The organism is Aureimonas sp. ME7, assembly GCF_903970965.1.
Taxonomy (GTDB): Bacteria; Pseudomonadota; Alphaproteobacteria; order Rhizobiales; family Rhizobiaceae; genus Aureimonas.
Genome location: NZ_CAJCKW010000007.1, coordinates 25106 through 38311 on the forward strand (window position 1 = coordinate 25106; position 13206 = coordinate 38311).

At 69.3% G+C, this 13206-nt stretch carries 10 protein-coding genes; 9 read left to right on the forward strand and 1 reads right to left on the reverse strand.

Going from position 1 to position 13206, the window contains the following annotated elements:
- The first annotated feature begins 8 nt into the window (after nucleotides 1–8).
- Genes H7A85_RS13145 through H7A85_RS13155 form a run of 3 tightly spaced genes read left to right on the forward strand, consistent with a single transcriptional unit; the run spans nucleotide 9 to nucleotide 4098 of the window.
- Entirely contained in the window at nucleotides 9–1643 is a 1635-nt protein-coding gene (locus tag H7A85_RS13145; RefSeq protein ID WP_182086404.1) for an FGGY-family carbohydrate kinase, read from the forward strand.
- Nucleotides 1640–3154 carry a glycerol-3-phosphate dehydrogenase gene (locus tag H7A85_RS13150; protein WP_182086405.1) on the forward strand — a complete coding sequence of 505 codons (1515 nt, stop codon included), beginning with the start codon at nucleotides 1640–1642 and terminating at the stop codon, nucleotides 3152–3154. The genes H7A85_RS13145 and H7A85_RS13150 overlap by 4 nt, the downstream gene beginning before the upstream one ends.
- Nucleotides 3155–3165: 11 nt before the next feature.
- Entirely contained in the window at nucleotides 3166–4098 is a 933-nt protein-coding gene (locus tag H7A85_RS13155; RefSeq protein ID WP_182086406.1) for a TIM barrel protein, read from the forward strand.
- Nucleotides 4099–4153: 55 nt separating this feature from the next.
- On the opposite strand, the gene H7A85_RS13160 is transcribed toward H7A85_RS13155, so the two are convergent.
- Nucleotides 4154–6445 carry a TonB-dependent siderophore receptor gene (locus tag H7A85_RS13160; protein WP_182086407.1) on the reverse strand — a complete coding sequence of 764 codons (2292 nt, stop codon included), beginning with the start codon at nucleotides 6443–6445 and terminating at the stop codon, nucleotides 4154–4156.
- Nucleotides 6446–6739: 294 nt separating this feature from the next.
- On the opposite strand from H7A85_RS13160, the gene H7A85_RS13165 reads away from it, so the two are divergent.
- The 6 genes from H7A85_RS13165 (at nucleotide 6740) to H7A85_RS13190 (ending at nucleotide 13202) form a co-directional block, all read left to right on the forward strand.
- Nucleotides 6740–7651, forward strand: coding sequence for a siderophore ABC transporter substrate-binding protein (locus H7A85_RS13165; RefSeq protein WP_182086408.1), 912 nt, complete (start codon nucleotides 6740–6742; stop codon nucleotides 7649–7651).
- Between the two features lie 26 nt (nucleotides 7652–7677).
- Nucleotides 7678–8643, forward strand: a complete 966-nt coding sequence (locus tag H7A85_RS13170) for an ABC transporter permease (protein ID WP_182086409.1) — start codon at nucleotides 7678–7680, stop codon at nucleotides 8641–8643.
- Nucleotides 8633–9640, forward strand: coding sequence for an iron chelate uptake ABC transporter family permease subunit (locus H7A85_RS13175; RefSeq protein ID WP_182086410.1), 1008 nt, complete (start codon nucleotides 8633–8635; stop codon nucleotides 9638–9640). The genes H7A85_RS13170 and H7A85_RS13175 overlap by 11 nt, the downstream gene beginning before the upstream one ends.
- Entirely contained in the window at nucleotides 9637–10395 is a 759-nt protein-coding gene (locus tag H7A85_RS13180; RefSeq protein WP_182086411.1) for an ATP-binding cassette domain-containing protein, read from the forward strand. Before H7A85_RS13175 ends, H7A85_RS13180 begins: the two co-directional genes overlap by 4 nt.
- Nucleotides 10396–10596: 201 nt before the next feature.
- The gene (locus H7A85_RS13185) at nucleotides 10597–11964 is read left to right on the forward strand and encodes a chloride channel protein (RefSeq protein WP_182086412.1); all 1368 of its coding nucleotides are present in this window, start codon (nucleotides 10597–10599) and stop codon (nucleotides 11962–11964) included.
- Complete coding sequence (locus H7A85_RS13190; protein ID WP_182086413.1) at nucleotides 11961–13202, forward strand: DUF2254 domain-containing protein; 1242 nt, start codon at nucleotides 11961–11963, stop codon at nucleotides 13200–13202. Before H7A85_RS13185 ends, H7A85_RS13190 begins: the two co-directional genes overlap by 4 nt.
- Nucleotides 13203–13206 lie beyond the last annotated feature (4 nt).

A 13206-nucleotide genomic window follows, 5' to 3' on the forward strand; every position in this document is an offset into this window, starting at 1 on the left:
CCGCCTTGATGCGTGAGGGCGCGGACATCCTAATCGGGATCGATGCCGGCACGTCGGTGATCAAGGCCGTGGCCTTCGATCTCGCCGGCCGCCAGCTCGGCGCGGCGGCGGTGGTCAACACCTATCGCGAGGAGCCGGACGGTGCGGCCGTCCAGTCGATGGAGCGCACCTGGGCCGACTGCGCAAGGGCGCTGCGCGAGCTCGGCCAGATGATCGACGGCCTCGCCCGGCGCACGGCCGCCGTCGCCGTCACCGGCCAGGGCGACGGAACGTGGCTGGTGGGAGCCGGCAACCGTCCGGTGGGCGATGCCTGGCTCTGGCTCGACGCCCGCTCGGCCCCGACCGTGCGGCGCCTGTGGGAGGGTGCGCTCGAGCGCACGCGCTTCGAGCGCACCGGCACCGGGCTCAACACCTGCCAGCAGGGCGCGCAACTCGCGCATATGGCGGCCGCCTGTCCCGAACTCGTCGGCCAGGCCGAGGTCGCCCTTCACTGCAAGGACTGGCTGCATCTGTGCCTCACCGGCGTTCGCGCGAGCGACCCGTCCGAGGCGAGCTTCACCTTCGGCAACTTCCGCGACCGCGCCTACGACGACACGGTGATCGAGGCGCTGGGCCTTGCCGCGCATCGACACCTCCTGCCGCCGATTCTCGACGGGACGACGGCGACGCACCCGCTGACGCGCGAGGCGGCGGAGGCGACGGGCCTTCTTCAGGGCACCCCTGTTTCGCTCGGCTATGTCGACATGGTGATGACGGCGCTCGGCGCCGGCGTCCATGACAGCTCACCCGGCGTCGCCTGCTCCACGGTCGGCTCCACCGGCGTCCACATGCGCGCGGTGCGATCGGAGGACGTGGTCCTGAACGCGCAAGGGACCGGCTACGTCATCGCCCTGCCGATCCCCGGCGTCGTCACGCAGGTCCAGACCAACATGGCCGCGACGCTCAACATCGACTGGGTGCTGGGGCTAGCCTCCGATCTCCTGTCCGAGTTCGGCGATCGGCCATCGAAGTCCGATCTGGTGGGGCGGATCGAAGGCTGGCTCGCGCGCTCCGAGCCCGGCGCGATCCTCTACCATCCCTATATCTCGGCCGGCGAGCGCGGACCCTTCATCGATCCGGACGCGCGGGCCGGCTTCGTCGGCCTGTCGAGCGGCCACCGCTATCCCGACCTCGTGCGGGCGGTCGTCGAGGGCATCGCGATGGCCGCGCGCGACTGCTACGCCGCGATGGGCGACATGCCGCGCGAGCTGCGCCTCACCGGGGGCGCCGCCCGCTCGCGGGCGCTACGCTCGGTTCTGGCGGCCACGACGGGGGCGAGCGTTCGCGCCTCGGCGCGCGAGGAAGCGGGCGCGGCCGGCGCGGCGATGATGGCCGCCGTCGCGCTTAAGGTCTTCCCCTCGATGGAAGCCTGCATCGAAACCTGGGTGACGCCGCTTCTGGGCGATGCGGAAGCGCCCGACGCACCGCTCGCCGCGCGCTATGCCGCCGCCTTCGAGGGCTACCGGACGGCGCGCCAAGGCCTCGCGCCGGTCTGGAAACACATGGCGACGCTGCGCTCGCGCGACGCGCGCCTCGACGCGGGCGCCGAGCCCGCCGAACTGGCGATCGCCGCCGGCTCGGGAAACAAGGAACTGATGCGATGAGCGAGACGAAGACGGTCGACGTGCTGGTGGTCGGCGGCGGCATCAACGGCGTCGGCATCGCGCGCGATGCGGCGGGACGGGGCCTGTCGGTCGTCCTTTGCGAAAAGGACGATCTGGCCGAGGGCACGTCCTCGCGCTCGGGCAAGCTGGTGCATGGCGGCCTGCGCTATCTCGAATACTACGAGTTCCGCCTGGTGCGCGAGGCGCTGATCGAGCGCGAGGTGCTGCTCCGCTCGGCCAGCCACATCATCTGGCCGATGCGCTTCGTCCTGCCCCATTCGCCGGAGGACCGGCCGGCCTGGCTCGTTCGGCTCGGCCTTTTCCTCTACGATCACCTTGGCGGCCGCAAGAAGCTGCCGGGCACGCGCACGCTCGACATGCTGCGCGATCCGGAAGGGGCGCCGATCCTCGACAAGTATCCGCGAGGCTTCGAATATTCCGACTGCTGGGTGGACGACGCCCGGCTCGTCACGCTGAACGCGGTGGACGCGGCCGAGCGGGGCGCCGAGGTACTGACGCGCACCGCCTGCACCTCGGCCCGGCGCGAGGGCGACGCCTGGGCCGTGGAATTGCGCGACGAGGCGACCGGCGAAACGCGCCGCCTCGATGCGCGCTGCATCGTCAACGCGGCGGGCCCCTGGGTCAACGACATGGTCGGGCGCGTGGCGGGCCGCAACTCGCGCCGCAACGTGCGCCTCGTGAAGGGCAGCCACATCATCGTGCCGAAGTTCTGGCGCGGCGAGCACGCCTATCTCGTCCAGAACACCGACAAGCGCGTCATCTTCATCAACCCCTACGAGGGCGACAAGGCGCTGATCGGCACCACCGACATCGCCTACGAGGGACGCGCCGAGGAGGTGAAGGCGGACGAAAGCGAGATCGCCTATCTCCTGGCCGCCGTGAATCGCTACTTCAAGGAGAAGCTGCGGCGCGAGGACGTCCTGGAGACCTTCTCGGGCGTGCGCCCGCTCTTCGACGACGGCAAGGGCAACCCTTCGGCGGTGACGCGCGACTACTCGTTCGACCTCGACGAGGACGGCGGCGCGCCGATGCTGAGCATCTACGGCGGCAAGATCACGACGTTCCGCGAACTCGCCGAGCACGCGATCGAGCGGATCGGCAAATTCTTCCCCGCGATGGGTCCGGCCTGGACCGGAAACGCGACGTTACCGGGCGGCGATATCGCGGACGCCGACTTCATCGGGTTCTGCGAGGACATGCGCACGGCCTATCCCTGGATGAGCCGCGAAACGATCCACCGCTTCGGACGGCTCTACGGCACGCGAATGCAGGCGATCGTCGGCTCCGCCACGTCGGTCGAGGAACTCGGCCGACGCTTCGGCCGTCGCCTGTTCGAGGCGGAGGTGCGCTATCTCGTCGCCCACGAATGGGCCGAGCGGCCGGCGGACATCCTTTGGCGCCGCACCAAGGAGGGGCTGCACATGACCCCGTCCGAGCGCGCCGAGTTCGCCGAATGGTTCGAGAGCGCCGCGCTCCGCCGCGCCGCCTGAAGGAAGACCCGATGCCCCTGACGCTCTCGCTCAACACCAATCCGCTGGTGAACCGCTTCGCCGACCCGGACGACCTCGTCGAGACCGTGGCGCGCGATCTTCGCATCCGCGACCTCCAGCTGACGCACGAGTTCGTCAATCCGTCCTGGCCGGCCCCCGTGGTTCGCCGCCTCACCCGGCAGATGGAGACCGCCCTCCGTCGCACCGGCGTGCGGGTGACGAGCGGCATGACCGGCCCCTACGGCCGGCTCAACCATTTCGGCCATCCCGACCGCGACGTGCGGCGCTACTACGTCGACTGGTTCAAGACCTTCGCCGACATCGTGGGCGATCTCGGCGGCACCTCGGTCGGCACGCAGTTCGCCATCTCCACCTATCGCGACTTCGACGACGCCGGGCGCCGCGAGGCGCTCGTCGCGATCGCGATCGACTGCTGGGCCGAGGTGGCCGAGCATGCGAAGGCGGCTGGCCTCGCCTACGTCTTCTGGGAGCCGATGAGCGTCGGCCGCGAGTTCGGCGAGACGATCGCCTCGGCCCTCGCGCTCCAGGACCGGCTGACGGCGGCCGATATGGCGCTGCCGATGTGGATGATGGCCGACATCGATCACGGCGACGTCACCAGCCCCGACCCGGACGACACCGATCCCTATGCCTGGGCCCGCGCGGTGCCGCGCGTTTCGCCGATCATCCACATCAAGCAGTCCAAGATGGACAAGAGCGGCCACCGCCCCTTCACGACCGCGCACAACGCCGCCGGCCGGGTGCAGCCGGAGCCACTCCTGGCCGCGCTGGCCGAGGGCGGCGCCGAGAACAACGAGATCTGCCTCGAACTGTCGTTCAAGGAACGCGAGCCGAGCGATCGCGACGTGATCGCCGAGATCGCCGAATCGATCCGCTTCTGGGCCCCCCATATCGAGACCGGCGCCGGCGACCTGTCGCCTTGAAACCTGCCGGTCTGCGAAGGCCTCTCGGCGCCGTTCCGCCGAACGTCGCCTTCGCTCAGAATTCGATCGAGGCCGACGCGAGGAACGTGCGGGGCGCGCCCGACGCCAGGAAGCCGCGCGCCGAGGATGCCCAGTAGTTCTCGTTGAAGACGTTCTCGACGTTGAACTTGACCTCGACCGGCTTTTCGTAGGGTCCGACGAAGCCGTAGCGCGCGCCCAGATCGACGCGCGTCCAGTCGTCCACGCGCTGCCGGTTGGCCTGGTCGTAGCGCGTGGAGCCGGTATGCAGCACGCGGCCCGCGAGGGTCAGCCCGGAGGCGAGCCACGTCACGTCGTATTCCCCGTAGAGGTTGAAGGCGACCTTCGGCACGCCCGGCACCGAGTTGCCGTCGAAGGTGCCGCCCGCCGTGCGTTCGAGTTGGGCGTCGATCAGGGTGACGCCGCCGAGCAGGCGCAGGCCCTCGGTGATCTCGCCGAACACGGTGAACTCGGCCCCGCGGTTGGTCTGGAGGCCGTCCACGCCGAACAGGCGCGTCGCCGGATTGGTGAAGCCGCTCGGTTGCTCGATCTGGAAGAGCGAGGCGGTGACGCCGAAGAAGCCGGCATCGTACTTGACGCCGACTTCCCTTTGCTCGCTCACGAAGGGCGCGAAGATTTCGTTGGCGTTGAGGGCGGTCGAGGGTGCGGTCGGCCCCTCGGTCAGGGCCTCGATATAGTTGCCGTAGACCGAGAGATGATCGGTGAGGCGCACCACGGCGGCGATCGCGGGGGTCACCTCGCTGTCTTCGTAGAAGTAGTTGCGTTCGCCGACCGGCGCGCTCGGGATGCCGGGACGCGTGTTGAAGCCGCGCGAGCGGATTTCCTGGTAGCGCCCGCCAAGCGTCAGTTGGAAGCGATCCTGCGCGAAGGACAGGGTGTCGGACACCGAAAGGCTGTTGGCCAGGATGTCGGCGAAGGGAATGAGGTCGCTGGCGCGCGGCAGGCGGGACAGGTCGGGCGGCGTGCCGCCGAACGGGACGGGGTTGTAGATGTTGGTGACGTAGGTCGGGAAGCCGAGCCGGGCCGGGTTGAACTCGCCGCGATTGTTGGCGTTGCGCGCGCTTGAGGCCGAGACGTTGAGCTGGTGGCCGACCGGCCCCGTATCGAAGCGGGTCCGCACGCCCACCTCGCCGGAGCGGCCCTCGATCTCCTGCGGGTTGAAGCCGAGGGCGACCAGCGCGTCGCCGATTCCGGCGTTGCGGATCTGCGGCGAGCCGATCGTGTAGGATCCGGTCAGGAAGTCCTCGCGGTATCGGCTGGCGCCGCCCGCCGCGTAGATCGTCGTGTCGTCGAGGATGTCGAACTCGATGCGGCCGGTCGCCATGTTGTAGCTGGTGTCGATGAACTCGAAACCGTTCGCCGTGTTGGTGCGCCCGTCCGGTGCGCGCGGGATCGGGGTGCCGGGCGCTGCGGCGTTGAACAGGGAAACCGGCGCCTGGATCTTCTGGTCCTGGTGGTTGAGGTCGATCGAGGCGCGCACGCGCTCGCCCCGGTAGTCGAGCCCGAGCGCGCCGACCACGACCTCGTTCTCGTTGCGATCCAGCGCCGTTTCGCCCTCGCGATAGGAGCCGTTGACGCGGACGCCCCATTCGCCGGACGGCCCGTAGCGGCGCCCGATGTCGAAGTGCGGCCAGATCTGGGAGTCGCCGAGAAAGGTCGTGGTCAACCGGGTGATCGGCGCGTCCGTGGCGCGCTTCGGCACGAGGTTGATCGTCCCCCCGACGCGGCCGGTGCCCCCGTTCAGGAGCGCGGTCGGCCCCTTCAACACCTCGACGCGCTCGATCCCCTCCAGGAAGTGGCGGCGCGGGTTGGCGATGTAGAACAGCCCGTCATAGGCGGTGTCGAGGTTCACCACCGAGAAGCCGCGGATGAAGAACGAGTCGCGCTCGGAGAAGGCGGGCGCGTCGTTGCGCACGGACGGATCGTTCAGAACGACGTCGGCGATCGTGCGGGCCTGCTGGTCGCGGATCAGCTTCTCGGTGAAGCTCGTGACGTTGAAAGGTGTCTCGAGGATCGACCGGTTGCCGAGCGCGCCAAGGCGAGCCCCGGTGGCGACCTGCCCCCCGGCGTAAGGAGCGGGCGGCTGCCCGACGGTTCCGGTTTCGGGTGCCTGCCCACCCGCTCCTTCGACCACGACCGTGTCGAGCGTGATCTCGGCGCCGGAGGCGACAATCGGCGCGCCCGCCCGGCCTGCCGTGTCCGAAGCGGCGCGGCGTGCGTCCTGCGCCGATGCCGAAGCCTGCGCGAGAGCGACGAACGACACCCCGAGCATGGCGGAGCGGAACAGGGTGACGGCGCGCGGTCGCATGACGGGTCTCCGAAATCGCGCGGCCTTTCCGCGCCGAGGTTGTGTTCCCGGCTTACGAAAAGACACCGCCCGGCCTCAACGAAGAACGATTCCAGAATATGAGTTATTTGATCATATTTGCATATTCGCCACAGCAAATCACGATATCGTCAAATTCGGGGGTTCCGAGGGCTTCCAGCTATGCGATCGACACGGGACATGGGTCGAAAAAATCTCCGGCAGAAAACTGGACAATAGCCGTCCGGTATTGGAAACCACACGTCAGATCCGCAACTCTCCCCCCGGAGACCGAGCATGTCCAAGACCCGCCTCAGCGCCGCCCTCGGTCTTTTCGCCCTTCTGGCGTCGCCCGCCGCCGCCGAACCGGTGATGGTGCATCATGCCCAGGGCGAGACCCGGATCGACACCGTGCCGGAGCGCGTCGTCGTCACCGACTGGGCGGCCTTCGACAATCTCCAGGCGCTGGGCGTTCCGGTCGCGGGCGTCCCCGGCTCCGCCCTTCCGCCCTATCTCGCCGACCTCGTGCCCGCCGACGCGCCGCGCGTCGGCTCGCTCCAGGAGCCCGATATCGAGGGTATCGCAGCCGCCGAACCCGATCTCGTGATCGTCGCCAGCCGCTCGCGCACCGCTTATCCGACCCTGTCGCAACTCGCGCCCACGATCGACGCGACGATCGACAACGCCGATATCGTAAGCGGCGTGAAGGAAAACCTCGCCAAGTACGGCTCGCTGTTCGGGCGCGAGGCGCGCGCAGGCGAGCTCGCGGCCGCCCTCGACGCCAAGGTCGCGGAAGCGCGCGAGGCGGCGCGCGGCAAGGGCACGGGCCTCGTGGTCGTGACCAACGGCGGCCGGCTGGGCGTCTACGGTCCCGGTTCGCGCGTCGCCTGGATCTACGATGCGCTGGGGATCCCTTCGGTGTTCGGCACCGTCGATGACGCCAACCACGGCGGCGACGCGGTTTCGGCCGAGTACCTTCTGGAAACCAACCCGGACTGGCTCTTCGTGGTGGATCGAGACGCGGGGATCGGTCATGCGGGCGCGGCGCGCGCCACGCTCGACAACGAGCTGATCCGCCGCACCACCTTCTGGCAAAGAAACCAGATCGTTTATCTCGATCCCGCCGCCGCCTATGTCACCATGCATGGCGTTACCGGCCTGATGCTGCTGCTCGATCAAGTCATCGCGGGATATCGCGGCGCGGCTTGAGCGCGGCGCCGACCGGGCCGAGATCGATGCCGGCCGCCCTTCCCCTCGCGATCCTGGCGACGGCGATGCTGGCCACGCTCAGCCTCTTCGTGGGCGTCAGCGACGTTTCGCCCGGCGCCCTGTTCGGCGCGTCGAGCGAGGACCGGGCTCTTCAAGTGCTCGTCGCCAGCCGCATTCCGCGCACGCTCGCGATCCTCCTTGCCGGCTCCTCCCTCGCGATCGCCGGCCTCGTCATGCAGATGATCGTGCGCAACCGCTTCGTCGAGCCCTCCACGACCGGCACGACGGAGGCCGCCTCGCTGGGCTTCCTGGTGGCCACGCTCCTCGTGCCCGGCTGGCCGCTGATGGGCAAGATGGCGATCTCGGCCCTGTTCGCGCTCGCCGGCACGGTGCTGTTCCTGCGCATCCTGCGTTTCGTGCCGCTGCGCGATGCGATGCTGGTGCCGCTCGTCGGGCTCATGCTCGGCGGTGTGATCGGCGCGCTGGCGACGTTTCTCGCCTATCGCTTCCATCTCCTTCCCTCGCTCCTGGCCTGGACCACGGGCGACTTCTCCGGTGTCGTGCGGGGGCGCTACGAGCTGCTCTGGCTGGGGCTCGGCGCCACGCTTCTGGCCTATTGGGCGGCGGACCGGTTCACGGTGGCGGGCATGGGCCGCGACGTCGCCGTCAATCTCGGCTCCAACTACGAGGCTTCGATGACGCTCGGCCTCGCGCTCGTCTCAGTGATCGCGGCCGTCTGCCTCGTGTCGGTCGGGGCGATCCCGTTTTTAGGCCTCGTGGTGCCCAACCTCGTGAGCCTCGCGGTGGGCGACAACATGCGACGCACCGTTCCCTTCGTAGCGGTGGGCGGCGTGGCACTGGTGCTCGCCTGCGACATTCTCGGGCGCGTCCTGCGCTACCCCTACGAGATCCCCATCGGGGTCGTGATGGGTGTCTTGGGCAGCCTCGCCTTCCTCCACCTTGTCCTGCGCACGAGACGACATGCCGGCTGAGGGGTCCACCACCGCGCCCCCGGACCTTGCCTCGAAGCGCCCTCGCGCTTCACGCGCGGCCGTGGTGCTCGGCATCCTCGCCGCCCTCGCCCTCGTGTCGGCCCTTGCCTTCCTCCTCGTCGGCGCGCGCGGCTCCTGGGGCTTCGTTCTCGCCTTTCGCGGCCGGCGCCTCCTGGCGCTCGTCCTCGTGGCCTATTGCATCGCCGTGTCCACGGTCCTGTTCCAGACCGTCACGCGCAACCGCATCCTGACGCCCGCGATCATGGGTTTCGATGCGCTCTACGTTCTGATGCAGACGGCGATCGCCTTCTTTCTCGGCGCCCACCTCCTGGCTCTCGCCGACCCGCATCTCCGGTTCATCGGCGAAACCCTGCTGATGGTCGGCTTCTCCGCCGTTCTGTTCCGATGGCTGTTTCTGGGCGAAGAGCGCAGCCTGCATCTTCTCGTCCTGGTCGGCATCGTGTTCGGCATCCTGTTCCGCTCGGCCTCGACCTTTCTCCAGCGCCTGCTCGACCCCAACAGCTTCCAGGTTCTCCAGGACACCCTGTTCGCGAGCTTCGGGACCGTCGACACCACCCTTCTCGGCCTGTCCTACGCCCTGGCGGGGGTGGTCACGCTTGTGCTGTGGCGCCTCGGCCCGGCCCTCGATGTCCTGGCGCTCGGCCGCGCCCATGCGATCAACCTCGGGGTCGACTACGCGCCCACCGTCCTCGCCATCCTGGCCGCCGTGTCGGTGCTGGTCGCCGTGTCCACCGCGCTGGTCGGGCCGATCACCTTCTTCGGCCTCCTGGTCACCAGCCTCGCGCACGCCCTCGTCGGCCGCAGCCGCCATGCCGACGTTCTTCCGGCGGCCGTCCTGCTCGGCGTGATCGCGCTGGTCGGGGGGCAGACCGTCCTGGAGCGCGTCTTCGCCTTCGACACGGCCCTGTCGGTGATCGTCGAGTTCCTGGGCGGCATCGTCTTCATCGTCCTCGTCACGCGCGGAGCGGCCCGATGATCGAAATTCAGGGTGCCACCAAGCGCTACGGCGGCACGCTGGTGGTGGACGACGTGACGCTCACCCTTCCGTCGCGCGGGCTCACCTCGATCATCGGCCCGAACGGCGCCGGCAAGTCGACGCTCCTGTCGCTGATCGCGCGCCTTGTCGGGCTGGACGCCGGCCGGATCCGCGTCGGCGGGCTCGACGTCACGACCACCGCCGGGCCGGTTCTGGCGCGCCGGCTCGCGGTGCTGCGCCAGGACAATCCCATGACCGCGCGCCTGACGGTGCGCGACCTCGTCGCCTTCGGTCGCTATCCCCATTCGCGCGGACGACCGGGGCCAGGCGATGCGGAACACGTGTCGCGCGCGCTTGCCTACCTGAACCTCGCGGATCTGGCGGACCGTTTCCTGGACGAACTCTCCGGCGGCCAGCGCCAGCGGGCCTTCGTCGCCATGGTCCTGTGCCAGAACACCGACACCCTGCTCCTCGACGAGCCGCTCAACAATCTCGACATGCCGCACGCGGCGGCCATGATGCGGCTCCTGCGCCGCGCGGCCGACGAACTCGGCCGCACCGTGGTGGTGGTGCTCCACGACATCAACTTCGCCGCCTGGCATTCCGACCATATCGTGGCCATGCGCGGCGGGCGCGTCTCATGCCAGGGCACGCCGGACGAGATCGTGCGCACCGAGGTTCTGGAGACGATCTACGGCGTCCCCTTCCCCGTGCAGCGCATCGACGGCCGCCCGACCTGCCTGTTCTGGCGATAGGACCGGGCCCATCGAGGGCACGGAACGGCGAAGAAGGGCGCAAGGACGGACGCGAAGCGAGTTAGGCTCGGCCGCGACACTGTCCCCGGCACCTTCGCGATCGCAAGGGGTCCATCGACCGCCCGGAACGAGCGTTGGGTCTCGACATGTGGTCCCCGCACCGTCATCACGGCCACGGATCACCAGCCACGGTCGTCGTTCATGCCACAGCCCAACATTGCCCGGACCCGCGCGCGCCTGCGCCGCGCCCCGATGGTGCGACGCTCGCGCGCGGTCTGGATGTCGCCCCGGCTCTGGCGGCCCCGTCTCGTGTTCTGGCTGGGTGCGCTCGCGGTCGGGCTGGTGAGCGTGGCGTTCGCCGAGCTCGCGGACGAGGCTCAGAAGGTGTTTGCCGCCCTGCGCGCGTCGTCGTCCGCCGGCCCCGTGGCGGCGATCCTCGTGCCGCCGCTCGGCTTCGCGCTGTCGAGCTACCTCGCCCTGCGCTTCTTTCCCCATTCGGGCGGAAGCGGCATCCCGCAGGCGATTGCCGCCCGCCATCTCGAAAGCGACGGCGAACGCGGCCTCCTCCTGTCGCTGCGCATCGCCGCGGGCAAGATCCTGCTCACCGTTCTCGGCCTCCTGTCGGGCGCCTCCATCGGGCGCGAAGGGCCGACCGTCCAAGTGGGCGCGGCGATCATGCTGGCGGCGGGGCGGTTCGGCGGCATGGCGCACGCGCGCGGCCTCATCCTGGCGGGATCGGCGGCCGGGATCGCCGCGGCGTTCAACACGCCGCTCGCCGGCATCGTGTTCGCGATCGAGGAAATGGGGCGGGCCTACGAAGCGCGCACCAACGGCCTCGTCATCTCGGCCGTGGTGCTGGCCGGGCTCGCCTCGCTCGGGCTGACCGGCAACTACACCTATTTCGGCCGCAGCGAGGCGCTGGTCGCCACCGCCGGCGATTGGGGGCTGGTCGTCGCCTGCGGCGTCCTCGGCGGCGCGCTCGGCGCCTTGTTCAGCGCTGGAGCGCTCGCTCTCCTGCGCCGGGTGCGTCGCTGGACCCGCGGTTCGATGCCCAGGATCGTCGGCTTTGCCGCCGCCTGCGGTCTCGCGGTCGCCCTGGTCGGCCTCGTGTCGGGCGGCACCACCTACGGCACCGGCTACGAGGAGGCCCGCTCGGCGATCGAGGGCACCCCCCTGCCCCCGTTCTTCTTCGCGCAGAAGTTCGCGGCCGGGCTGGCCTCCATGGTGTCGGGCATTCCGGGCGGCATCTTCGCGCCGTCGCTGGCGGTGGGGGCGGGGCTCGGCTCGACGATCGGGCTGGTGCTGGGCGCCGGCTCGGGGCTGGCGGCGACGCTGGGTATGGCAGGCTATTTCGCGGGCGTCGTCCAGGCGCCGATGACCGCCTTCGTCATCATCCTTGAGATGACCGGCAACCGGGCGAGCGTCGTGCCCATCATGCTCGCCTCGATCCTCGGCTTCGGAACCGCCCGCCTCGTGTCGGGCGCGCCGCTCTATCACAGCCTGTCGCGCAACTTCGTGGCCGATGTCCTGCGGCAGAGGCGAGCGGTTGAGGAAGGGCGCAAGCCATGACCGGGCGCTGGCAATGGCTTCTGCGCCAGGTCACACGGCGCATCTGGTTCCGGGCCGGGCTGTTTTCGCTTCTGGCGATCGCGACCGCTCTTCTGGGCGCCTGGGCGAGCCCCTTCATCCCGCTCGATCTGTCCGCCAAGATCGGATCGGACGCGGTCGACAACATCCTCGCGATCCTCGCCTCGTCCATGCTGACGGTGACGACCTTCTCGCTGTCCACCATGGTCTCGGCCTATTCGGCGGCGACCTCGAACGTGACGCCGCGCGCCAACGTCCTGATCATGGAGGACGCCACCACTCAGAACGTCCTGTCGACCTTCATCGGCTCGTTCCTGTTCAGCCTGGTCGGCATCATCGCGCTGTCCACCGGAGCCTACGGCGAGCGGGGCCGCGTCATCCTCTTCGGCGTCACCATTCTGGTCATCGGCTTCATCGTGGTCACGCTTCTGCGCTGGATCGACCATCTGTCGCGGCTGGGGCGCGTTACCGAGACCACGCAGCGTGTCGAGGAAGCCGCGATCCGGGCCATCCGCGATCGCCGTCGCAATCCGCATCTGGGCTGTCGACCCTTGTGGGATCGGAAAGGAGACATTCCGGCAGCCGCCCGGCCGGTCATGGCCGCGTCCATCGGCTACGTGCAGCATGTGGACGTGGAAGCCCTGTCCGCCTTGGCGGCGAAGGCGCATGCGGTGATCTACGTTCGCCGGCTTCCCGGCGAACTGACAGACCCCACGGAAGCGATCGCGGCCGTGTCCGGTGGCGAGCTCGACGCCACGGCACTGTGTGACTGCTTCACCATCGGCGACCGGCGCTCCTTCGACCAGGATCCACGCTTCGGCATCTGTGTCCTCACCGAGGTCGCCAGCCGCGCGCTTTCGCCCGCCACCAACGATCTGGGTACGGCGGTGGATGTGATCGGACGCCTCCTGCGCGTCCTGGCCGCCTGGGCCGAGCCGGCCGAGGCCGACGACGACACGATCGACAACGTCTTCGTGCCGCCGCTTCGTGTCGACGACCTCTTCGACGATGCCTTTCTGGCGATCGGGCGGGACGGGGCGAGCGTCGTCGAAGTCGGCACCCGCTTGCAAAAGGCGCTGCGGACGCTGTCGCGCATCGACCATCCCGGTTTTTCGGCGGCGGCGCGTCGACATTCGGGCCAGGCGCTGGAACGAGCCGAGCGGGCGCTCGAGTTCGAACCCGACAAACGAATGCTCCAAGCGATCGCAGCGGAGATCTGAGCCG